Origin of the sequence: Gordonia sp. (in: high G+C Gram-positive bacteria) (assembly GCF_049299075.1) — a bacterium.
GTDB lineage: Bacteria > Actinomycetota > Actinomycetes > Mycobacteriales > Mycobacteriaceae > Gordonia.
Genome location: NZ_JBAQWU010000112.1, coordinates 1 through 19,592, shown reverse-complemented (window position 1 = coordinate 19,592; position 19,592 = coordinate 1). Strand labels below are relative to the sequence as shown.

21 protein-coding genes and 2 pseudogenes are annotated in these 19,592 nt (G+C 66.8%); 12 read left to right on the top strand and 11 right to left on the bottom strand.

Annotated elements, in window-relative coordinates; genetic code table 11:
* Together WAW85_RS03855 and WAW85_RS03850 are read left to right on the top strand one after the other, a co-directional pair.
* The coding region (locus WAW85_RS03855) for a saccharopine dehydrogenase family protein (protein ID WP_422558327.1) at window positions 1-1,078 on the top strand (1,078 nt) is incomplete at its 5' end.
* 90 nt (window positions 1,079-1,168) lie between these two features.
* The gene (locus tag WAW85_RS03850) at window positions 1,169-1,720 is read left to right on the top strand and encodes a Uma2 family endonuclease (RefSeq protein WP_422558326.1); all 552 of its coding nucleotides are present in this window, start codon (window positions 1,169-1,171) and stop codon (window positions 1,718-1,720) included.
* A gap of 20 nt (window positions 1,721-1,740) precedes the next feature.
* Here WAW85_RS03850 and WAW85_RS03845 read toward each other — a convergent pair whose 3' ends face one another.
* Window positions 1,741-2,424 carry a PaaI family thioesterase gene (locus tag WAW85_RS03845; RefSeq protein WP_422558325.1) on the bottom strand — a complete coding sequence of 228 codons (684 nt, stop codon included), beginning with the start codon at window positions 2,422-2,424 and terminating at the stop codon, window positions 1,741-1,743.
* 69 nt (window positions 2,425-2,493) lie between these two features.
* Here WAW85_RS03845 and WAW85_RS03840 point away from each other — a divergent pair, with 69 nt between their 5' ends.
* Entirely contained in the window at window positions 2,494-3,438 is a 945-nt protein-coding gene (locus WAW85_RS03840; protein WP_422558324.1) for a 1,4-dihydroxy-2-naphthoyl-CoA synthase, read from the top strand.
* A 40-nt stretch (window positions 3,439-3,478) separates the two neighbouring features.
* Here WAW85_RS03840 and WAW85_RS03835 read toward each other — a convergent pair whose 3' ends face one another.
* On the bottom strand, window positions 3,479-4,531 hold the full coding sequence (locus tag WAW85_RS03835; RefSeq protein WP_422558323.1) for an LLM class F420-dependent oxidoreductase: 1,053 nt from the start codon (window positions 4,529-4,531) through the stop codon (window positions 3,479-3,481).
* A 240-nt stretch (window positions 4,532-4,771) separates the two neighbouring features.
* Between WAW85_RS03835 and WAW85_RS03830 the strand changes: the two genes are divergently transcribed.
* From WAW85_RS03830 to WAW85_RS03805, 6 genes are read left to right on the top strand one after another with little or no spacing between them, the layout of a single operon-like run.
* Window positions 4,772-6,025: an inorganic phosphate transporter gene (locus WAW85_RS03830; protein ID WP_422558322.1), complete on the top strand. Its 1,254-nt coding sequence runs from the start codon at window positions 4,772-4,774 to the stop codon at window positions 6,023-6,025.
* A gap of 31 nt (window positions 6,026-6,056) precedes the next feature.
* Window positions 6,057-6,353, top strand: a complete 297-nt coding sequence (locus WAW85_RS03825) for a hypothetical protein (protein WP_422558321.1) — start codon at window positions 6,057-6,059, stop codon at window positions 6,351-6,353.
* Window positions 6,354-6,386: 33 nt separating this feature from the next.
* Complete coding sequence (locus tag WAW85_RS03820; RefSeq protein WP_422558320.1) at window positions 6,387-6,692, top strand: DUF3349 domain-containing protein; 306 nt, start codon at window positions 6,387-6,389, stop codon at window positions 6,690-6,692.
* Between the two features lie 10 nt (window positions 6,693-6,702).
* A complete protein-coding gene (locus WAW85_RS03815) occupies window positions 6,703-7,044 on the top strand; it encodes a DUF3349 domain-containing protein (protein WP_422558319.1) in 342 nt (113 codons plus the stop codon).
* A gap of 41 nt (window positions 7,045-7,085) precedes the next feature.
* Window positions 7,086-8,237: an o-succinylbenzoate--CoA ligase gene (gene menE, locus WAW85_RS03810; protein WP_422558318.1), complete on the top strand. Its 1,152-nt coding sequence runs from the start codon at window positions 7,086-7,088 to the stop codon at window positions 8,235-8,237.
* Window positions 8,238-8,280: 43 nt separating this feature from the next.
* Complete coding sequence (locus WAW85_RS03805) at window positions 8,281-9,471, top strand: ATP-grasp domain-containing protein (protein WP_422558317.1); 1,191 nt, start codon at window positions 8,281-8,283, stop codon at window positions 9,469-9,471.
* A 125-nt stretch (window positions 9,472-9,596) separates the two neighbouring features.
* On the opposite strand, the gene WAW85_RS03800 is transcribed toward WAW85_RS03805, so the two are convergent.
* Entirely contained in the window at window positions 9,597-9,953 is a 357-nt protein-coding gene (locus WAW85_RS03800; RefSeq protein WP_422558316.1) for a Fe-S protein, read from the bottom strand.
* A 192-nt stretch (window positions 9,954-10,145) separates the two neighbouring features.
* The gene (locus WAW85_RS03795) at window positions 10,146-11,639 is read right to left on the bottom strand and encodes a PE-PPE domain-containing protein (RefSeq protein ID WP_422558315.1); all 1,494 of its coding nucleotides are present in this window, start codon (window positions 11,637-11,639) and stop codon (window positions 10,146-10,148) included.
* A gap of 196 nt (window positions 11,640-11,835) precedes the next feature.
* On the opposite strand from WAW85_RS03795, the gene WAW85_RS03790 reads away from it, so the two are divergent.
* Window positions 11,836-12,708 carry a 1,4-dihydroxy-2-naphthoate polyprenyltransferase gene (locus WAW85_RS03790; RefSeq protein WP_422558314.1) on the top strand — a complete coding sequence of 291 codons (873 nt, stop codon included), beginning with the start codon at window positions 11,836-11,838 and terminating at the stop codon, window positions 12,706-12,708.
* Between the two features lie 160 nt (window positions 12,709-12,868).
* Here the strand turns inward: WAW85_RS03790 and WAW85_RS03785 are convergent, their stop codons facing one another.
* The 5 genes and pseudogenes from WAW85_RS03785 to WAW85_RS03765 all read right to left on the bottom strand — a co-directional run bounded on the left by WAW85_RS03785 (window position 12,869) and on the right by WAW85_RS03765 (window position 17,071).
* On the bottom strand, window positions 12,869-13,078 hold the full coding sequence (locus WAW85_RS03785) for a Clp protease N-terminal domain-containing protein (protein ID WP_422558328.1): 210 nt from the start codon (window positions 13,076-13,078) through the stop codon (window positions 12,869-12,871).
* Window positions 13,061-13,242 (bottom strand): annotated as a pseudogene (locus WAW85_RS03780) (helix-turn-helix domain-containing protein); the annotation flags it as partial. The gene WAW85_RS03785 and the pseudogene WAW85_RS03780, both read right to left, overlap by 18 nt.
* A gap of 112 nt (window positions 13,243-13,354) precedes the next feature.
* Window positions 13,355-15,886 (bottom strand): FtsX-like permease family protein, encoded by a 2,532-nt coding sequence (locus WAW85_RS03775; protein WP_422558313.1) that lies wholly within the window; start codon window positions 15,884-15,886, stop codon window positions 13,355-13,357.
* A gap of 178 nt (window positions 15,887-16,064) precedes the next feature.
* Window positions 16,065-16,688, bottom strand: a pseudogene (locus tag WAW85_RS03770) (ABC transporter ATP-binding protein); the annotation flags it as partial.
* Window positions 16,689-16,735: 47 nt separating this feature from the next.
* Complete coding sequence (locus WAW85_RS03765) at window positions 16,736-17,071, bottom strand: DUF4229 domain-containing protein (RefSeq protein WP_422558312.1); 336 nt, start codon at window positions 17,069-17,071, stop codon at window positions 16,736-16,738.
* Window positions 17,072-17,227: 156 nt separating this feature from the next.
* On the opposite strand from WAW85_RS03765, the gene WAW85_RS03760 reads away from it, so the two are divergent.
* Together WAW85_RS03760 and WAW85_RS03755 are read left to right on the top strand one after the other, a co-directional pair.
* Window positions 17,228-17,419, top strand: coding sequence for a BldC family transcriptional regulator (locus WAW85_RS03760; RefSeq protein WP_422558311.1), 192 nt, complete (start codon window positions 17,228-17,230; stop codon window positions 17,417-17,419).
* A gap of 154 nt (window positions 17,420-17,573) precedes the next feature.
* Window positions 17,574-17,729, top strand: coding sequence for a hypothetical protein (locus tag WAW85_RS03755; protein WP_422558310.1), 156 nt, complete (start codon window positions 17,574-17,576; stop codon window positions 17,727-17,729).
* A 74-nt stretch (window positions 17,730-17,803) separates the two neighbouring features.
* On the opposite strand, the gene WAW85_RS03750 is transcribed toward WAW85_RS03755, so the two are convergent.
* Together WAW85_RS03750 and ccsB are read right to left on the bottom strand one after the other, a co-directional pair.
* Window positions 17,804-18,652, bottom strand: a complete 849-nt coding sequence (locus WAW85_RS03750) for a 3-hydroxybutyryl-CoA dehydrogenase (RefSeq protein ID WP_422558309.1) — start codon at window positions 18,650-18,652, stop codon at window positions 17,804-17,806.
* A 23-nt stretch (window positions 18,653-18,675) separates the two neighbouring features.
* A partial coding sequence (gene ccsB, locus WAW85_RS03745; protein ID WP_422558308.1) for a c-type cytochrome biogenesis protein CcsB occupies window positions 18,676-19,592 on the bottom strand: 917 nt, incomplete at its 5' end.

Sequence of the window (19,592 nt, the reverse complement as noted above, 5' to 3'; positions counted from 1 at the left end):
CTGGCCGCTAGTGATCGCCGACTCGGAATCACCGGCGTCGCTCGACGCCATGTGCGCGCGCACGCAGGTCATCTGCACCACGGTCGGCCCGTACCTGCGCTACGGCGAGAACCTGGTGGTGGCTGCGGCGAGCGCGGGCACCGACTACGTCGACCTGACCGGCGAAGTCCCGTTCAGCCGGTTCACCATCGACAAGACCGACGAGCTGGCCCGCAGCACCGGCGCTCGCATCGTGAACTCGTGCGGTTTCGACTCGGTCCCCTCCGACCTGGGCACTTACCTGCTCTACCGCACGGCCGCCGCAGCAGGAGCGGGCACGCTCGGCGACACGACCATGGTGGTCGCGTCGATGCGCGGCGGCGCCTCCGGCGGCACCATCGACTCGATGCGGGTGATCGCCGAACAAGCCGGCGATCCGGGCACCCGGCGGCTCCTGCTGAATCCGCAGGCACTCTCCGGCGGTCCGGGCGACATCCCGCACGCCGGCCCCCGCGATGCGCCGAGCGATATCGCGCCGGTCAGTGCGAAGACGGTGGATCCGGCACTGCGCGGCACCCTCGCCCCGTTCTTCATGTCCTCGTACAACACGCGCGTGGTGCGCCGCTCCGACGTCCTGCTCGACGACGCCTACGGCCCCGACTTCCGTTACCGCGAGACGATGGCCGTCGGCGGTGTGCCGGTGCTCTCCGCGGCGATCGCCGGCGCCGTCTCGGTCGGCACCGGCATCGGTCTGGGCCTGATGGGTTTTGGGCCGACGCGCAAGCTGCTCGACCGCGTTCTCCCCAAGCCGGGCGAGGGCCCCAGCGAGAAAGCGCGGGAAGCCGGTCATTTCACTACCCACACCTATACGACGACGTCCAGTGGACGTCGCTTCCGCTCCCAGATCCGCGCCCAGGGCGACCCGGGTTACAAGGCCACCGCAGTAATGCTCGGCGAGGCCGCCCTGTCCCTCGCCCTAGATCGCGACAAGCTCCCCGACCGCGCCGGTGCGCTGACCCCGGCCGCCGCGATGGGCGACGTCCTGATCGAGCGCTTGCAGGGCGCCGGTTTCGAGATCGACGTCGTCGAACTGACCTGAGTCCGATGACCACCCTGCTCACCGAAGTATGCCGACCTGCTGTGGATAACACTCCGGTCGGCGCATGTTTCCAGCAGTAGCATTGTGCTCATGACCATCCAGTCGAGTCTGCCTCCCACACCCCCGGGGCTGCTGACGCTCACCGACTGGGCGGCCCTGCCCGAGGACGCTTCGGTCCGTACGGAGCTGCAGGAGGGGGTCCTGATCGTGTCGCCGAGACCAATGAAAGCGCACCAGCGGGTCGCCCGAGATCTGACTATCGCGCTGGCAACGCAGTTGCCCGAGTCGTGGGAAGTTCTGCCGGAAGTAGACGTGGTGCTGCGTACCGACTACCCGCCGACCGTCCGGATTCCCGATCTGGTCGTCGTACCCGTCTCGGCTCGGGAGCATCTCCGTGCGACGGACGTCGTGGTGGTGATCGAGATCATCTCGCCCGGCTCGGCTGGCCTCGACAAGGTGATGAAGCGCCACGAGTACGCCCAGGCCAGGATTCCGCATTACTGGATGGTGCACCCGGACCGCTCGATAACCACGTTGCGACTCGGCGGCGACGGCATCTACGAGGAGACCAGCGCACCGAAAACCGGACTGTGCGTGATCGACGAGCCGTTCCGGTTCGAGATCGACCTCACCCGGGTCTGAACCGCGCGCGCGCGACCGGACTACGCCTGGCCGGGCCGCAGCGCAATGAACAGCGCGTCGATGTCGGCGCACAGCCGGTCGCCGTCGTGCAAGGTGCCCTTGACGAACATCTTGCGGCCGTCACGCTTGTCCACCCAGGTCTTCATCGTCAGCGGAGTCTGCAGCGGCGTCAACGACCGGTAGCTCACCGTCAGGTAGGCGGTGCGGCAAATGCCGTGCACGTTCAGGGCCGCGGCCATGCCGCCGAGGTCGTCGAAGGCGACGGCCACGTGCCCTCCGTGGGCCACCCCGTTGCCACCGAGGTGGAACCGGCGAAACTCGACGGTGGCGGTGACGCCGTCTTCGCCGCCGGCGGTCACCTCGTACGGCGGCAGCGTGATGTTGCCCCGCGAGGGCAGGTCGACACGAGTGCCGGACGGGCTGGTCCACTCGTCAACCAGCATGGTGTCGAGCTTGGCGTTGAACTCCTTGAGCTCGTCGATCATCTCGGCGGCGAGCTCGGGGGTCGGACTGGCATACCGCATTTTGTCCATCAACGTGCGGACCTGCTCGACCAGTTCGCCGTAGCGTGGGCCGCCGCGTTCGGTGGTGATGTCAACCTGCGCGCGGAAGCCGCCCGCGTGCCCAGATTCTGCGTGCCCAGATTCTGCGTGCCCAGATTCTGCGGCCGGGGTCCAGTTGTCGCCTGCGGGTGCACCCTTCATCAGAACAACGTACCCCGGCCAAGTGAGCGACCGTTCACCCGAGGCCCGGCACCGCCTAAGCTCGACACCATGACTTCGCCGTTCGACCCCACCCAGTGGAAGACCGTCCCCGGATTCGACGACCTCACCGACCTCACCTATCACCGCCACAGCGGCGCCGGGCGCGCGAATGGCATCGTCCGCATCGCCTTCGACCGCCCCGAGGTCCGCAATGCCTTCCGGCCGCACACCGTTGACGAGCTGTACCGCACCCTCGACCACGCGCGCCGCTCCCCCGATGTCGGCACTGTTCTGCTGACCGGCAACGGCCCGTCCACCAAAGACGGCGGCTGGGCCTTCTGCAGCGGCGGTGACCAGCGAATTCGGGGCCGTTCGGGCTACCAGTACGCCACCTCGCACGACGACGACGTCGCCGCGGCCACCGTCGACGGCGTGGACACCGCGCGCGTCAAAGCCGAGGGCGGCCGACTGCACATCCTGGAAGTGCAGCGGCTGATCCGCACCATGCCGAAGGTGGTGATCGCCGTCGTGAACGGCTGGGCCGCCGGCGGTGGACATTCGCTGCACGTCGTCGCCGACCTGACCCTGGCGTCCCGCGAGCACGCCCGCTTCAAGCAGACCGACGCCGACGTGGGCAGCTTCGACGCCGGCTACGGCAGCGCGTACCTGGCCAAACAGGTCGGACAAAAGTTCGCCCGCGAGATCTTCTTCCTCGGCGAGGCCTACGACGCGCAGGCCATGTACGAGATGGGCGCGGTGAACCGGGTGGTCGACCACGCCGACCTGGAAAACACCGCCATCGAGTGGGGCCGGAAGATCAACGGCAAGTCGCCGACCGCGCAGCGCATGTTGAAGTTCGCGTTCAACCTGACCGACGACGGCCTGATGGGCCAGCAGGTCTTCGCCGGGGAGGCCACCCGACTGGCGTACATGACCGACGAGGCCGTCGAAGGCCGCGACGCTTTCTTGGAGAAGCGCGCCCCCGACTGGGACGACTACCCGTACTACTACTGAGCCGTACTACTGAGCCACTGGTTCGTTCAGCGCCCCGATGTCAGCCGATCAGTTCGCGGAGCGTCGCCATATCGGCCACCCGATCGGCGTGCGACAGCGCAGAGGGGGCGGCCAGCAATACTCCCACGCCGGAGTCGCGGAAAGCCTCCACCCGCTCGGCGACCACACTGCGCGGACCGATGAGGCTCATCGCGCGCACCAGATCGTCGGGCACGGCCGCGGCAGCTTCATCCTTGCGGCCGCCCAGGTACAGATCCTGAATCAGCTTGGCCTCGTCGACGTAGCCGTAGCGCTGCACCAGCGAATTGTAGAAGTTCTTACCGCGCGCCCCCATGCCGCCGATATACAGGGCCGCATGATGCCGCACGATCGCCAGGCACCGCTCGATCTCGGCTTCGTCGTCGGAGATGCGGGCCGCCGCCTGCACGACGATCTGCAGCGGACCGAGTTCCGGGTCACGCTTGGCTGTGCCGGCCGCGAGCGCCGGACCGAATGCGGCGTCCAGGTATTCGGGGTGGAACAGGAACGGCTGGAACTCCTCGAACTTCTCGGCAGCCAGCTCGACATTCTTCGGGCCGATCGCGGCCAACAGCATCGGGATACGGTCACGCACCGGGTGGTTGATGATCTTCAGCGGCTTACCCAGACCGCTGCCGCCGTTCTCGGCAGTCAGCGGCAGCTGGTAGTGCTTACCCTCGTACTCGAGGCGTTCACGGCGCCAGACCTTGCGACAGATGTCAGCGGTCTCCCGGGCGCGGCCAAGCGGGAAGTCGTACTTGACGCCGTGGAAGCCCTCGATCACCTGCGGACCGGACGCGCCGATGCCCAGGATCGCGCGGCCGCCACTGATGTAATCCAAGCCGGCCGCAGTCATCGCCAGATTGGTGGGGGTGCGCGAGTACAGCGGCAGGATGCCGGTCTGCAGTTCCATGGTCTCGGTGCGCGCGGCGATATAACCGAGCTGCGAGACGGCGTCGAAGCTGTACGCCTCCGGCACCGTCACCCGTGCCACGCCCACCTCCTCAAAATCGTGGAGGTTATCGATGGTCGCGCGGAAGTCGCCCGCGTAGTTGATCGGCATACCCAGCTTCATGGGTGACACGGTAGCCCGAGCGCACGTTCGGTTGCCATCGCACCGGCACGACAACCCACGTTTACCCGTGCGCCATGTTCCCGATCCCGTCCGTCAAACTACCGGGCAAACCTTCGGAAACCGGCGAGTGAACACTCCGTTAACTCGCCAAAAATCAAGGCAAACCCGCAGGTAGAGCCCTAGGTCCTCAGGAGGTTCAGAATTGACGAATATCTGCACCGAGGCCGCATAGTTAACGACATGAGCGCAGAGACTCTGATCCTTCTGCTGTTGATCGTCACGGCCCTCGGCTTCGACTTCACCAACGGCTTCCATGACACCGGCAATGCCATGGCGACGTCCATCGCCACCGGCGCCCTCAAACCCAAGGTGGCGGTCACCATCGCCGCCGTCCTCAACCTGGTGGGCGCGTTCCTCTCGGTCGAGGTCGCCACCACCGTCACCAAAGGCATTCTGAACATCCCCTCCGATCCGGGGGAGCTGAGCACCGAGGTGGGCGGCCCCACCATCGCGCTGACGATCATCTTCGCTGGCCTGATCGGCGCGATCATCTGGAACGTCGTCACCTGGCTGTTCGGTTTGCCGTCGTCGTCGTCGCACGCACTGTTCGGCGGTTTGATCGGCTCCGGCCTGGCGGCCAGCGTCAGCATCAACTGGAACGGGATCGTCGGCAAGGTGATCGTGCCTGCACTGCTCGCGCCGGTCATCGCCTGCATCGTCGCCTCTGTCGGCACGCTGCTGATCTACGCGATCACCAAGAAGATCTCCGAGCGCCGCAAAGAAGAAGGCTTCCGCCACGGCCAGATCGCCAGCGCCTCGCTGGTCTCCCTCGCCCACGGCACCGGCGACGCACAGAAGACGATGGGCGTCATCGCCCTCGCGCTGATCGTGACCGGCCACCTCAATCCCGACGTCGCCGAGGAGGGTCTACCGCTCTGGGTCATCGGTTCCTGCGCTATCGCTATCGCGATGGGCACCTACCTCGGCGGCTGGCGCATCATCCGCACCCTGGGCAAGGGTCTCGTCGAGATCAGCTCCCCGCAGGGTATGGCCGCCGAGGCCTCCTCGGCCGCGATCATCTTGACCTCGTCGGCCGCTGGCATGGCGCTGTCCACCACACAGGTCGCCACTGGCTCGATCATGGGCTCGGGCCTGGGCCGTAAGGGCGCCGAAGTCCGCTGGGGCGTCGCCGGCCGTATGGCGATCGCCTGGCTCACCACGCTGCCAGCCGCCGCCCTGGTCGGCGCCCTCTGCTACTGGCTGGCCAGCGCCATCGGCGGCGCGCTCGGCGCCCTAGTGATCTTCGCGATCCTGGTTGCCGCATGTGTGTGGATGTGGATGCGCGCCCAGCAGCACAAGGTCGACTCCAACAACGTCAACGCCGATTGGGATGACGAGACCGGCTCGGTGATCCCGGCCGACCTCCGCGAGACCACCGTCGTCGAATCTGACGTCGTCGAATCTGGGGCCGGCGACCCCAAACCGCAGGCCTGAACCCGACCGAGACGCGAGAAAGAGAAAAGACATGGGAATCGACTTCGCCGACATCGGTAAGTCCATCGCCAACGTGCTGGCCATCGGCCTGATCCTGGGAGCCGGCCTGCCCGCACTGTTCGCGGTCGGCATCCGCATGATCGCCACCGGTACCGCCAGCGACGACGGCCCCGTCGTCACGCACGACAACCCCGGGCTCCGGTTCGTCGGCTACTTCCTGTACGCCGTCGTCGGTGCGGTGATCGTTCTGGGAATTCTGTGGATCACCCGACAGACCCTGTACCACCACATGGGCATTCAGATCTTCCCGGCGAGCGCCTACAAATAAGCCCACCTCACTCACGGAAGGCCCGTTCGCCTTATGGCTACGAACGTGTTCGACAACGTCATCAACTGGATCCGCACCGGATACCCCGATGGGGTCCCGCCCACCGACTATCCGCCGCTGTTCGCGCTACTGAGCCCGATGCTCGACGAGTCCGAAATCACCGACGTGGTGCTCGCCCTGGCCCTGGACCGCGACCCCGAGTCAGCCACCACCCGAGCTGATGTCGCCGCGGCTATCGGCAAGGTCACCGAGGACCAGCCCGCACCGTCGGCGATCAACCAGGTCGCGGCGCGGCTGGCCGCGGCGGGTTGGCCGCTCGACGCCCACGTCGTTCGCTGAATCCAGCGATATGCCCGAACGAGCAGGCAAACTCCAATCGGTCATCGCCTGGCTCCGCTCGGGATATCCGAACGGGGTTCCCGAGCACGACTATGTGCCACTCTTCGCCCTCCTCCGTCGGCAGCTGAGCGTCGACGAGATCAGCGAGGTGGCCACCGCCCTCAGCGTGGCCGCGCATTCCGACGAGATCATCGACCGGATTGACGCGGGCGTAGCGATTTCCCGCATCACCGACGAACCACCATTGCCAGCCGATGTGAACCGGGTGCGTACTACGCTGGAGAAGGCGGGCTGGCCGTTCGACGATCAGCCGCTCGCCCCGACTGATCCACCCGGAGAGGAAGTCCCCTGACCCGGATCCTGCGGCCCTTGCCGTTACCGTCCACTCCCGCCGTGCTCGCCGCACGGCGGGAGTTGGCGTCTCTGCTCGAGGGCCAGGAGGCGTTCCTTCCCGTCCCGGCCGAGCCGGGCGCCGCAGCAGATCTGGAAGCCTCGCTCGGGGCCGGAACGCCGGTCGACGAACGGTGCGCGCTGGTGGTCTCGACGTCGGGTACGACGGGAATCCCCAAGGGCGCCATGCATTCTCGCGATTCACTGCATGCATCGGCAGCAGCCACGGCCACAGTATTGGGCGGTCCCGGGAGCTGGCTGCTGACGCTCCCGCCGCACCACATCGCCGGACTCCAGGTGCTCTTGCGCTCGTACGCGGCGGGGTTCGAGCCAGTGGTCGTCGACGTCTCCACCGGCTTCGATCCGGCCGCCTTGCCTGCCGCGGTGGCCGCGATGACCGGGCCGCGCCGGTACACCTCACTGGTTCCACTGCAGCTGCGCAAGGCGCTCACCGATCGCGCCGCCACCGAGGCGCTCGCCGAGCTGGACGCGATCCTGGTTGGCGGGGCGGCCACTCCCCCGGCCCTCGCCGAGGCGGCACGCGAGGCGGGGCTGAATATCGTGCGCACCTACGGCATGAGCGAAACCGCAGGCGGCTGCGTGTACGACGGAATCCCGCTCCCGGGCACCCGCGTGCACATCATCGATCCGGGGGCCGACGGAGTCGGACGCGTCGAATTGGGTGGCGGGACAACGGCTTTCGGCTACCGCAACCTTCCCGAGCACGCTGCCTTCGCTCACCCCGGATGGTTTCGCACCGATGACCTCGGTGCCCTTGAGCACGGCGTGCTCCGGATCGTTGGACGTGCCGACGAGGCGATCTCCACCGGCGGACTGACCGTCGTACCTCAGGTAGTCGAAGCCGCGCTCGATGACGTCGACGGCATCGCGGCCTGCGTGGTCTTCGGGGTGCCCGACGAGCGACTCGGCGAGGCGGTAGCGGTCGCCGTGGTGCCTGCGGGCGAGGAGACTCCCGTCCTCGCGCACCTGCAGAGCGTGGTGGCACAGCAGCTCGACAAGTACGCGGCGCCCAGGCACCTCATCGTCGTCGATCAGCTTCCTACACGCGGGGTAGGCAAGCCGGACCGCCGGGCTTTGCGGGCGCGATTCACGGGCGGCACAATAGCGGCATACCCGCAGCACGGAAGTGCCTAGCGGCGAGCCAAGAGCCACCCCCGTCACCTGATAAGTTGGGGCCATGTCTGCGGCTAAAAAACGTCTCTTGTTCACCAGTGCTCGCATGCCCTTCGCCGTGGATGAGATCCACAAACTCGGCGATGAGATGGGCCACTACGTCGTCGCCACCGACACCTTCCGCGAGTCGCCGGGCCTGCACTCAGCCGGGGTGAACCAGGGCTACCTGACTGCGCCGCCGACCCAGGAACCGGACAACTTTGTTCGCGATGTGATCGGCGCGGTCCAGGCCCAGGACATCGACTGGGTGCTGCCCTGCTTCGAGGAGGTCTTCTACCTCGCCAAGAACCGCGAGCTGATCGAAAAGAGCGCACCGGACACGACGCTGTTCTGGCCGAGCCTGGACGCGCTCACCGAGGTCAACGACAAGACCACCTTCGCCGACCTCTGCGAGCGGCTCGACCTGCCGGTCGCCGAGACCGTCGTATGCACCACGTCGGAGGAGTTCGTGGCCGCCACCCAGAAGTGGGAGCACTGGTTCGCGCGCGCCAGCTTCGGCCGCGGCGGACTGGACATCATCACCAACTACGGTCCGCTGGCCGGCGAGACCGCCGTCGAGGACATCACACCGACGGACGACGACCCGTGGCTGGTGCAGGAGTTCCTGGTCGGCCAGGATCGCTGCAGCTGGAGCATCTGCCACGAAGGCGAAGTGGTCTTGCACTCGTGCTACCACCACCCGCTGGCCATCGACGACCGCGGCGGCATCGTCTTCGAGTCAGTCGATTCACCGGAGTCCCTGGCCGCCGTGCAGAAGATCGCCAAGGAACTGAACTGGACCGGCCAGATCAGCATGGATTACCTCGCCACCGAGGACGGCACGCACTACATGGTCGAGTGCAATCCGCGCCCGACCGCGGGCTGCACCATCGCCACCGCCGAAGAACTCGACACCGCGCTGTTCAACCCCGACGGCCTGGTCGTCGTGCCGGGTGGCCGAAAGAAGATGATCAAAGCCGCCGTGCTGCGCGACGCCCTGCTGCACCCGACCCGCGCGAAGTCCGACTTCGCCGCAGCCAAGGGCGCCAAGGGTGTCTACGACCAGCGCAAAGACCACATGCCGCTGATCTACTCGGCGCTGAGCCTGCGCCACGTACTGGCCTACCGCAAGGCCGCCGGCAAAGAAGCGAGCAAGGAGTTGCTGGTCGCCGCGCAATTCTTCGACATCCTCTACGACGGCTCCCCGCTGAACTAGCGTCGCCGCTGAACTAGTGTCGCCGCTGAACTAGCAGAGACAACGAAGGGCACGGCCACCGCGTAGTGGCCGAGCCCTTCGTCGTGCGTAGGACGGTTCCTGAGCGCGTCGAAGGACGGTTAGCTTTAGCTGGTCCAGAGGATGGCGATCGCGCAGATCGTCACCGAGAGCGCCACCGCGCCCCAGTACATGGCCTGCGGCACCGGTTTGCCGGTCTTCTTCTGCTGCGCACTGCCCATGCCGAGCACGCCGCCGAGCACCACCAGCAGCACCATCTTGGTGATGAGCTTCGGGTAGTTCGCATCGAAGTCGCCGAACGGCGCCGACAGGATCACGCCGGTGATCAGCGAGATCACCAGACCGATGTTCATGGTCGAGTTGAACTCGTAGCGCTTGCGGATCGCTCCCTCCAACAGCGCACCCAGCGTCATGGCGAAACCGATGAGGTGAAGGACAACAATGACGTGGCGTAGTACATCCATAGCCGCAGCATACGGCCAAGTCCGACGCCTCCGCCGCTTACCGTTACCTAACTTCGACGGCGCGTGCGGCCCGGCTATCGCGCGTCATTTCCAATGGTGCGCGTCGTGCACCGCGCGCGACGTCTAACACCACGCGCGCTTGATCGCTCAACTCCCAGCGCCTCAGCTCAGTGAGCGTCCAGCCCGGTTCCGCTAATCGGCGCCGACACCCGCCAACGCGTCACCGGTGGTCGTACTCGGGGTGATCGTACTCGGGGTGGTCGTGCTCGGGGTGGTCGTGCTCGGGGTCTCGGCGGCCGCGTCGGATACCGACCCGCCAGCGCCCACCTCCGTCGTCGATTCCTCGACCGGCACACTCTCCTTCTTCCCGTGCCGCGGCACGGTGCCCGACCAACTCTGGCTCGGGTTCGTCCAGTCACCGTTGCTGTCGCGGAGCCGATGATCGGCCAGCCCACGAGTGGCGGCCTTCTCCTTCTCGGTCGGCTGCGTGGCGCCATCTGCGAGGGCCGAAATGCCCTTCGGCCCCGTCGGCTGCAGTCCGCCGTTGCCCGCCCCGATCGAAATCCCGCCGTATGCCTTCTTGTCGGCAACATCGGTCATCGGGTAGAAGAACTCCGCCTGCCGGTCCCAGCGATTGAGGTCACCCTCGGTGTACTTGAGGCCCACCGCGTCGTAGATCATCGCGTTTAGCAGCGCCAGCGGGTGGTAGGTGTCGTAGACGGCGTAGGCGGTCTTGCCGTCGACGCTGTGCAGCATGGTCGGCTCGGCAAGGCCGCCGCCGGCACCCGGCTTGATCAGCGAGATACCGTTGGCGCTCGGCGTGCCGTCGAGGTGCCCGTAGGGGCCGTCGCCGGGCGAGTGGATCGCAACGAACCCGGCCAGATTGACCAGCAGCGACGACACCGGACGCAGCGAGTTCCACTGCCAGTCCGACACCGGGTCCCCCTGCACGATCACCGAGATCACCTGGACGTCGCCGGTGGCGTTCGGGTCGCGGGCACCGTCGTTGTCGATGCCGAGCAGCCCGAGCGCCGGAGTCACCACCAGGTTGCTCAGCGGGAGGTCGCGGGCCCACCCTTTGATGCCCCACGGACTGCGCGGGTCGGAGGTCAGCAGGATCAGCGTGTTGGCGCCCAGCCACCCCTGCTGGCTGGCCTGTGCTGCGGCGTTACCGAGGGCCTCGGCGCCCTGCGAGTAGCCCGTGTAGACGACGATCCCGTCATAATCCTTCAGCAGTTCCATGACGGTCAGGTTCTGCTGCTCGGCCACGGCGCTCGACGCTCCGTAGGTCGGCGCGAAGATCGGCAAGCCCAGCGGCGTGCTTGCTTTCCCTGTGATGAGCGGGAAGAACGACTCCGGGTACCGGATGTACGCCGCATCGCGGCTCCCGACAATACCGTCGATCCGTGGGTGCAAGCCGGTGTCATCGGTGCCCGGGGTGACGACCACGATGGCGTTCGGGCCGCCGCCAGCGAGGACCTGCCCCAGCAGATCGTTGCGGGCCCGATCGTCGGTGCCGGCCTTCCAGTCGAAGACCGTGCCATTGCCCGCCATCGGCGCCGCACTGGGAGCAGCCGGAACCGGCGCGACAGCCAGCGCGTACGGCGCGGCGGCGCCGAGACAGAGGCCGCAGGCGAGGGCCGTGGCGGCTAGGCGATTGCGGGATGTGGCGGAGCGGAGCAGCACGAAGCAGGTCTTTCGTCAGGTGGGGCGCCGGCGGAACCTAGCTGCGGCTACGGGGCGTGTTACCACTCCAGAAAACCACGCGATAACCTGCGGAGACGCACCAGAAATAGACAAACTGGAAAGTTCATCTCGTCGGCTGTCACCTGATTGGGGGCCACCCGGCACACTCGGCACCCCGAATGGAAAGATGGCTCTCGTGGCCACCGTAAGTCAATGGATCGAGGGCGCTCGGCCCCGCACCCTGCCCAACGCAATCGCACCGGTCGTCGTCGGCGTCGGTGCCGCCGCCCACGCGGGCGAAGTGAATTGGTGGAAGGCTGCGCTCGCCCTGGTCGTCTCGATCGCGCTCATCATCGGCGTCAACTTCGCCAACGACTACTCCGACGGCATTCGCGGTACCGACGACGACCGCGTCGGCCCACTCCGCCTGGTTGGCTCGCACGCCGCCAGTCCGAAGTCCGTGAAGGCGGCAGCATTCGGCTGCCTTGCGGTCGCAGCGGCGGCCGGGCTGGTCCTGGCGATCACGTCGGCCTGGTGGTTGATCCTGATCGGCGCCGTCTGCCTACTCGGCGCCTGGTTCTATACCGGCGGTAGTCGGCCGTACGGCTACGCCGGCTTCGGCGAGGTCGCCGTCTTCGTATTTTTCGGTCTGGTCGCTGTGCTGGGCACGCAGTTCGTGGTGGCCGGAACCCTCGACGTCACCGGCCTGCTCTGCGCGATCGCGATCGGCTGCTTTTCCAGCGCCGTGCTGGTGGTGAACAATCTGCGCGACATCCCCACCGACACCGAGTCCGGCAAGGTGACTCTCGCGGTGCGCCTGGGCGACCAGCACACCCGCACGCTCTTCGTCGGCCTGCTGATCGTGCCCTTCGTGATCACCTTCGCGCTCACCATTTTCCTGAACAGCTGGGCGCCGGTCGGCCTGATCGCCGTCCCACTGGCCTTCTTTGCCCAGCGTCCGGTCATCTCCGGCGCCACCGGCCGCGCCCTGATCCCGTCGCTGGCCACCACCGGCCTGGCCATGCTCGTCTGGGCCCTCGCCACCGCCCTCGCCCTCGCCCTGGCCTGACCCTTCGACAAGCTCAGGGATCGAACTGCCCCACGACGCCCCCCGAGCCCCAGATGCCCCCCCCCGAGCCCCAGGTGCCCCCTGAGCTCCAGATGCTCCCTGAGCCCCAGATGTTCCCTGAGCCCCAGATGTTCCCTGAGCTTGTCGAAGGGGCGACGGGTCAGACACCGGCCGGGGCCTCATGGAGGCTCGCCAGCACGGCGTCGCGCAGCTTGTCGACGGTGGTCGCCGACTCGATCAGCGCGACCGAGGCCGGGTCACCGGCGTCGAGAATGCCTAGGAGCAGGTACTCCGGGTGGAGCGTACGGTCGCCGCGCTCCCGCGACCGTCGGGTCGGGGCGCTTTCGCGATACGAGTGTTTTTGGTGCACTGCCTGCCGGCTGACCTGCAGGATGTCGGCGATCTGCTGCCCACTCCACCCCGCCGATCGCGCATTGGCCACCCGCACGTCTTCCAGACGATCAGCCAGGTGCGCAGTGCGCGGACCGCCGCGAGACCGACCGCCGGGTCGCTGCTCACGGCAAGCGTTGTCAAGCTTTGTTGACACCATCGGCACGTCTGGGCTTCCTGCGGCCGGAGTTGGTTCGCGCGGCCGGAATAGTCCGACAGCGGGAACCGGATCCGACAGCGGGAATCGGCCGCCGGGCTACTCGGCGAGGATGGACTCGGTGATGTTCATCCGAGAAGCGCGCAGGGCCGGGACGAGGGCGCCGATCAGGCACAGCGCAGCGGCTGCAGCGACGTAGCCCGCCGACGAGAGGAGCGGACTGTAAGCGATGTCGACCGAGGTGGTTTCGGTGAGGATCAGGTCGGCCAGATAGTGCAGACCGCCGCCCATCACGACGCCGACCAGCGCACCGACGATGGCGACCGACCCGGCCTCGGCAAGCACCATCCGCACGACGAACCGGCGCGAGGCGCCCATCGCGCGCAGCACACCCAATTCCCGACGACGTTCCAGCACTGACAGCAGCAACGTGTTCAGCAGCGCGATGGCGGCCGCCGCCGCAACAATCCACTGGATCGCGACGGTGAATGCGCCCGCTTGCTCCACCGTTTGCTGCGTCGCCTTGAGCGCATCGGCACCCGAATAGACGTGAACCGGGCGGTTGCCCGCACCGGGGAACTCATCGGCGATCGCGGCGAGCTGACGCTCCACCTCGGTCTTGTCCGCATCCGGCGTCGTGAAGATCTGCAAGTATGTGCGCCCAGGCCGGTTGAACCATTCGGCCATCAACTTCGCCGAGATCGCCCCGGTGCCCGAGTCGATCGTCACGTAGTTGACAGTGTCCCGGACGACGAGCTCGTGGTAGCCGGTCGGCGTCGCGAGGCGCAGGGTGTCGCCGGTCTGCACACCGAGGGTCCGGGCCAGCACCCGCGAGACCAAGATGCCGTCGCCGTCGAGCGTTTGCTGCGCAGCCTCCGGGGTCGCCTTCTTCAAGAAGGGCGCCGCCGCACCGGGCTCCAGGCCCTGCAGCATCGCGCGGGCATCGCCGATGTTCACCGCCGCCCACTGTCCGCCGACGACTCGCTCCACGCCCGGCACCGCGGCCGCGCGTTCGGCAATCTCCGGATTCAAGATAGGCCCGATGGGGATGTCGCTTTTGTCGCGCGAGGACACGTAGAAGTCCGGATCGCTCAGTCCGTCCAGGGAATTGCCGATCGAATCGATCATGTTGTTCAGCGCACCGGACGTACCGAGACCAACCGCAATCGCCACCGCGACCGTCATCACCGTGGCCCACACGCGCCGCGGAGCGCGGTCACTGTTGATGGCCGCCAGCCGTCCAGGCCCGCCGAACCGCCGCGACACCGCCACCACGCCGCGCACCAATACGACCAGAATCCCGAAGCACAGAAGCAGGCCGCCGATCGAGTAGACCGCGCCAGCCAGCAGCGCCGCCCGCCCCTCCACCGTCCGCGCCATCACGAACGATCCAGCGACCAACACGGCGCCAAGAATCCCGGTGAGCCACAACAGTTTTCGCGCCGGCGGCTGAGCATCGGTCGCCGCACCCGGCACCATCGCCTCGACCGGCGCCACCGCAAACACCGACCGCGCCGCCAACGCGCACGCAGCGACACAGGCCACCACGCACGCGATCACCGCGAGCGGCGCGGCGAAACCTGGCAAATGATAGTGAATCTGTAACGACGTCGAGCCCACCGTCGACGGCAGCTTCCCGACCGCCCACCGACCGGCCACAATGCCAACCGGCACGCCGATCAACCCGCCCACCAGCCCGAAGATCGCGGCCTCGCCAAGCAAGTCGGCCACCAGGTGGCGGCGACGCGCACCCAACGCGCGAATCATCGCCAGCGACTGGCGCCGCGAGGCCACCGCCATATTCATCGTGTTGAACACCAGGAAGGCCGCGATCACCAGCGAAACCATCGACACCAGCAGCGTCGAATCGCGGGTCACCGCGCTGGCCACCTCGGACTGACGTACCCGAAAGTCCGGGTCCACCACGCTCGCCCGACCGCCGACGACGGTCTGGACCTCCTGGCGTAGCTGCGCCTCGGAGACCTCGCCGTTGGGCACGATCATGATCGAGTCGACAGCGTCGTCGAGCCCGGAAAGCTGTTGCGCCAGCGTGAGATACGCGAATATGAACCGTCCCCCGTTGAGCACATCGGTCGACCGATCGTCGATCACCCGCAGCACCCGGACCTGTTGGCCGGCGACGGTGACGGTCTGTCCCTCGGTCAGGCCGGTGCGCGCCCCGGCAAAGATCCCATCGGCCAGGTCAGCCGGATCGGGGGCCTGCCCCGACCCCGCCGCCGCCGACTGCAGCTGCGGCGAGAGCGAGGCCACGCGTGCGTCCGAACCCAGGAGTGTGATCGACTCGCCGCCGAGCAAGACCACGCCCCGCACGACGGGCACCACAGCTTTCGCGCCGGTCACCTCGCTGCGCAGCTCGCCGATCAGCGCATCGCTCACCCCGGTGTCGGCGATCGCGGCCACCTCGAGGGTCGCCGTTCCGGAGATCGCCGCATTGAACTTGCGGACGGTGTCGGTCATCGACCCGTACGCACCGAGCACCGCAATCAGCAACCCGGACGCGACGATCACCACGATCAGCGAAGTGACCACACGCAGCCGGTGACTGGCCAACTCACGCAGATTCAAGATCCGCACGCGCGTCACCGCCGCGCCAAACGCACCGAAGTTCATCAACGCCTCACAACGCGCGATGGCGGCCGCCGCCGTCGATGCGAGGAATAGGGCCGGTCATCCAGAGCGCACCGGGAGCCTGCTGGGACGGCGACCCTTCGATGGGCGGTTCCTGAGCTCCGTCGAAGGATGGTTCTTGAGCTGCGCCGAAGGGCTCAGGGAGCGGCGGGAGGTCGTGGATTTTGCCGTCACGGACGGTGATCACGCGGTCGCTGAACTCGGCGGCGTCGTCGGCGTGCGTGACCATCAGGACCAGGCGGTCCGGCTCGTCGTGCGCGACCTCCGCAAGCAGCGCCAGCACATCCGCACCAGTTTTGGAGTCGAGGTTGCCGGTGGGCTCATCGGCCAACAGAATCTTGGGGTTCATGATCAGGCTGCGGGCGATGGCGACCCGCTGCATCTGACCGCCGGACAACTCGGCCGGGCGGTGGTCGATCCGGTTCCCCAACCCCACGCGCTCCATCAGTTCCACGGCACGCGGTTTGGCAGCCGCCAGCGACCTGGAATCGAGCAGCATCGGCAGCGCGACGTTCTCCCACGCCGACAGGGTGGGCACCAGGTTGAAGAACTGGAAAATGAAACCCACCCGGTGGCGACGGAACTCCGACGCGCCGTCATCGTCGAGGGTGCCCAGGTCGACGCCATCAACCGTGATCGATCCCGAGGTGGGCGTATCGAGGGCGCCGAGAATATGCAGCAGCGTCGACTTTCCCGCGCCGGACGGGCCGATCACCGAGACAAACTGGCCGCCCTCCAGACGCAGACTCGCGCCGTCGAGGGCCCGGACGCGTTCAGTCCCCATCTGATATTCCCGGACCAGATCACGGGCTTCGACCAGCGCCACTGCGGTCAGTCCTCGTCGCCGCGAAGCCGCGCGTGCAGATCGCTCTTTCGGGAGGCGCGATCGGCGTCGACCAAAGAGATCTGCTCGTTCACCTTCAGCCGGATGGTTTTGAACACGAACATACCCAACGGCAGTGCGATGACCACGCCAAACAGTGCCGCGGCCAGTACGGGAACAGTGACTCCGGCGGCTTTACCGACATAGAAGATAATCACCGCGACGATGGCGACCAGACCCATCCGGACCAGCGTGTAGAGCGCGATCCAACCAACGAGAGACCCGATGGACGCTTTCGTCTCGTTTCCCTGGTTATCGGTGGGTTCTACCTGCTGATCCGTCATGTCCGACAGCCTACCGGGCGCCTGAATCGATCCACCAAGAGCCGATACGTACGGTCGCGCGACCAGATAGTTGAACCGGACCAGGCGGACATTACCGACTCTTTACCGTTTCCTGACCATTCGAGCACCTGGCACTTCGGGGTGTAGACAGTGCATATGACCCAGACGATCACCCCCACCATCGCCCGTCAGCACAACCTGACTCCCGGTCAGGTGGCCGAGATGTTCAACGTGAATCCGAAGACGGTCGCCCGCTGGGCCAGCACCGGCGTGCTGCCGTCTATCCGCACCCCCGGAGGCCACCGCCGCTTCCGCGAGGCTGACGTCGTCGCCCTGCTGAACCGCTAGCAATCGCCGAGAAGCAGTCTTCCCGAGTCGGCGAAACCCGGTTCACCCCGAGCCCGTCGAGGGGTCGAAGGATGGTTCCTGAGCCCACGAAGCCCGGTTCACCCCGAGCGCCCGAGGGGTCGAAGGACCGGCGGCCGAAGGGTACCCTGGAGCCATGGCTTTTGTGTACCTGCTGATCATCGTCGTCGCGATCGGTTTCGTGGTGTGGAAGATGACCCAGGCGCAGGGCGGTGCGCCCACCAGTTCCGGGCCGCAGCGTGACGTACCGCGCGGACCGGACGACGACCCCGACTTCCTCGGCAAGCTGTAGACCACATGACGAAGGGCGCTCCCGCAATCTCGGGAGCGCCCTTCGTCGTACGGGGACGGGTCGTCCGGGGTGTTCTACTTCGCGTAGTCGTAGAAGCCGCGGCCGGTCTTGCGTCCGTAGTAGCCGGCGTCGACCATGCGACGCAGCAGCGGCGGGGCCGCGTACTGCGGCTCGGCGAACTCAGCGTAGAGCGACTCGGCGACGGCCAAGCACACGTCCAAACCGACCGTGTCGCACAAACGCAGCGGACCCATCGGGTGACCGCAGCCGTTCACCATGCCGGCATCGATGTCTTCGGCCGAGGCGAAACCGCTCGCGTACATCCGGATCGCACCCAGGAGGTACGGGATCAGCAGTGCGTTGACGATGAAGCCCGCCTGATCCTTGGATTCGATGGTCACCTTGCGCAAGTCATCAGTGGCGAACGCCGCCACCTTGTCGACGACGGCGCGATCGACCTTCAGCGTGGTGACGAGCTCCACCAGCGGCATCACCGGCACCGGGTTGAAGAAGTGCATGCCAAGCACACGCTCGGGATGCTTGGTGGCGTTAGCCAGGCGGATCACCGGGATCGAGGACGTATTGGTCGCCAGAATCGCATCCGGCGCGATGATCTCGTCGAGCTTGTGGAAATACTCGAGCTTCAGCGACTCGATCTCCGGCATGGCCTCAATCACCAGGTCACTGTCGGCGAAACTTTCGATGTCGGTGGTGACGGTGACCCGGGCCAGCGCGGCATCGGCGTCGTCCTGGCTCAGCTTGCCGGCTTTGACACCGCGCGCCAGGCTGCCCGCGATGCGCTGCTGCGCGGCGTCGACGGCCTCGGCGCGCTCCAGCACGCGCACGGTGGATCCAGCCTTGGCGATCACCTCGGCGATACCGGCACCCATGGTGCCGCCGCCGATCACTCCGACGTTCTTCATTGCTCTCCTTCTAGGGATGGGAATTAAACGCCCGCGTACGAGTGCAGGCCGGAAATCACCAGGTTAATGGCGAACAGGTTGAACACGACCGTCACCAAACCGGCGACGTTGATCCAGGCGGCGGCCACGCGCCAGCCCGCGGTGGCTCGGGCGTGCAGGTACGCGGCGTACACCACCCACGAGATGAAGCTGACCGTCTCTTTGGGGTCCCAGCCCCAGAAGCGACCCCATGCCGACTCGGCCCAGATGGCGCCGCAGATGACACCCAATCCGAACAGCGGGAACGCGAAGACGACGCACTTGTACGCCACCCGGTCGAGAGTCTCCGACGACGGCAGGTACTCCATGCTCGACGGCCACCGCTCACGGACCAGGAACAGAATGCTCAGTACGCCGGACACCAACAGCACACCCGACGAAATGGAGATCACCGAGACGTGGATGGCTAGCCAATACGATTTCAGTGCGGGCACGACCGGCGCGGCATGGGTGTAGAGCCACTTGCCTCCGACGAACATCATGATGATGGCGAACAGCAGCACGAAGCTCATCAGCGGGCGTTGCGCGGGTTTGCGCAGCGCCACCAGACCACCAGCGACGGTGGCCGCGCAGGTCAGGGCGATGAACTCGTACATGTTGCCCCACGGCATGCGATCGGTGGCCAGACCGCGCAGCACCAGCGATGCCACCAGTGCGATCAGCCCGAGAACCGCCACCGGGTAGCCAGCGCCACTGAGCATCGCCGCCCGATTGCGGGGCGCCCGCTGCTGCGGGCCACTGACGCGGCCGGGCGTGCGGTCGTCGGCAACCGGGGCTCGGGTCGACGACGATGCCACAGCGCCGGCGCCGACCAATTCACGCGCCTTCAGATCGCTCTCGACCAGATCGCCAGCATAGGTCTTCGCCTTGGCACCGGCGGCCAGGGCCGCGAAGACCAGCA

Excerpts from the sequence above, each read along its gene's own strand:
- WAW85_RS03850 (WP_422558326.1), top strand. The coding sequence starts at position 1,169 with ATGACCATCCAGTCGAGTCTGCCTCCCACACCCCCGGGGCTGCTGACG.
- WAW85_RS03845 (WP_422558325.1), bottom strand. The coding sequence starts at position 2,424 with ATGAAGGGTGCACCCGCAGGCGACAACTGGACCCCGGCCGCAGAATCT.
- WAW85_RS03840 (WP_422558324.1), top strand. The coding sequence starts at position 2,494 with ATGACTTCGCCGTTCGACCCCACCCAGTGGAAGACCGTCCCCGGATTC.
- WAW85_RS03835 (WP_422558323.1), bottom strand. The coding sequence starts at position 4,531 with ATGAAGCTGGGTATGCCGATCAACTACGCGGGCGACTTCCGCGCGACC.
- WAW85_RS03830 (WP_422558322.1), top strand. The coding sequence starts at position 4,772 with ATGAGCGCAGAGACTCTGATCCTTCTGCTGTTGATCGTCACGGCCCTC.
- WAW85_RS03825 (WP_422558321.1), top strand. The coding sequence starts at position 6,057 with ATGGGAATCGACTTCGCCGACATCGGTAAGTCCATCGCCAACGTGCTG.
- WAW85_RS03820 (WP_422558320.1), top strand. The coding sequence starts at position 6,387 with ATGGCTACGAACGTGTTCGACAACGTCATCAACTGGATCCGCACCGGA.
- WAW85_RS03815 (WP_422558319.1), top strand. The coding sequence starts at position 6,703 with ATGCCCGAACGAGCAGGCAAACTCCAATCGGTCATCGCCTGGCTCCGC.
- WAW85_RS03805 (WP_422558317.1), top strand. The coding sequence starts at position 8,281 with ATGTCTGCGGCTAAAAAACGTCTCTTGTTCACCAGTGCTCGCATGCCC.
- WAW85_RS03800 (WP_422558316.1), bottom strand. The coding sequence starts at position 9,953 with ATGGATGTACTACGCCACGTCATTGTTGTCCTTCACCTCATCGGTTTC.
- WAW85_RS03775 (WP_422558313.1), bottom strand. The coding sequence starts at position 15,886 with ATGAACTTCGGTGCGTTTGGCGCGGCGGTGACGCGCGTGCGGATCTTG.
- WAW85_RS03765 (WP_422558312.1), bottom strand. The coding sequence starts at position 17,071 with ATGACGGATCAGCAGGTAGAACCCACCGATAACCAGGGAAACGAGACG.
- WAW85_RS03760 (WP_422558311.1), top strand. The coding sequence starts at position 17,228 with ATGACCCAGACGATCACCCCCACCATCGCCCGTCAGCACAACCTGACT.
- WAW85_RS03755 (WP_422558310.1), top strand. The coding sequence starts at position 17,574 with ATGGCTTTTGTGTACCTGCTGATCATCGTCGTCGCGATCGGTTTCGTG.
- WAW85_RS03750 (WP_422558309.1), bottom strand. The coding sequence starts at position 18,652 with ATGAAGAACGTCGGAGTGATCGGCGGCGGCACCATGGGTGCCGGTATC.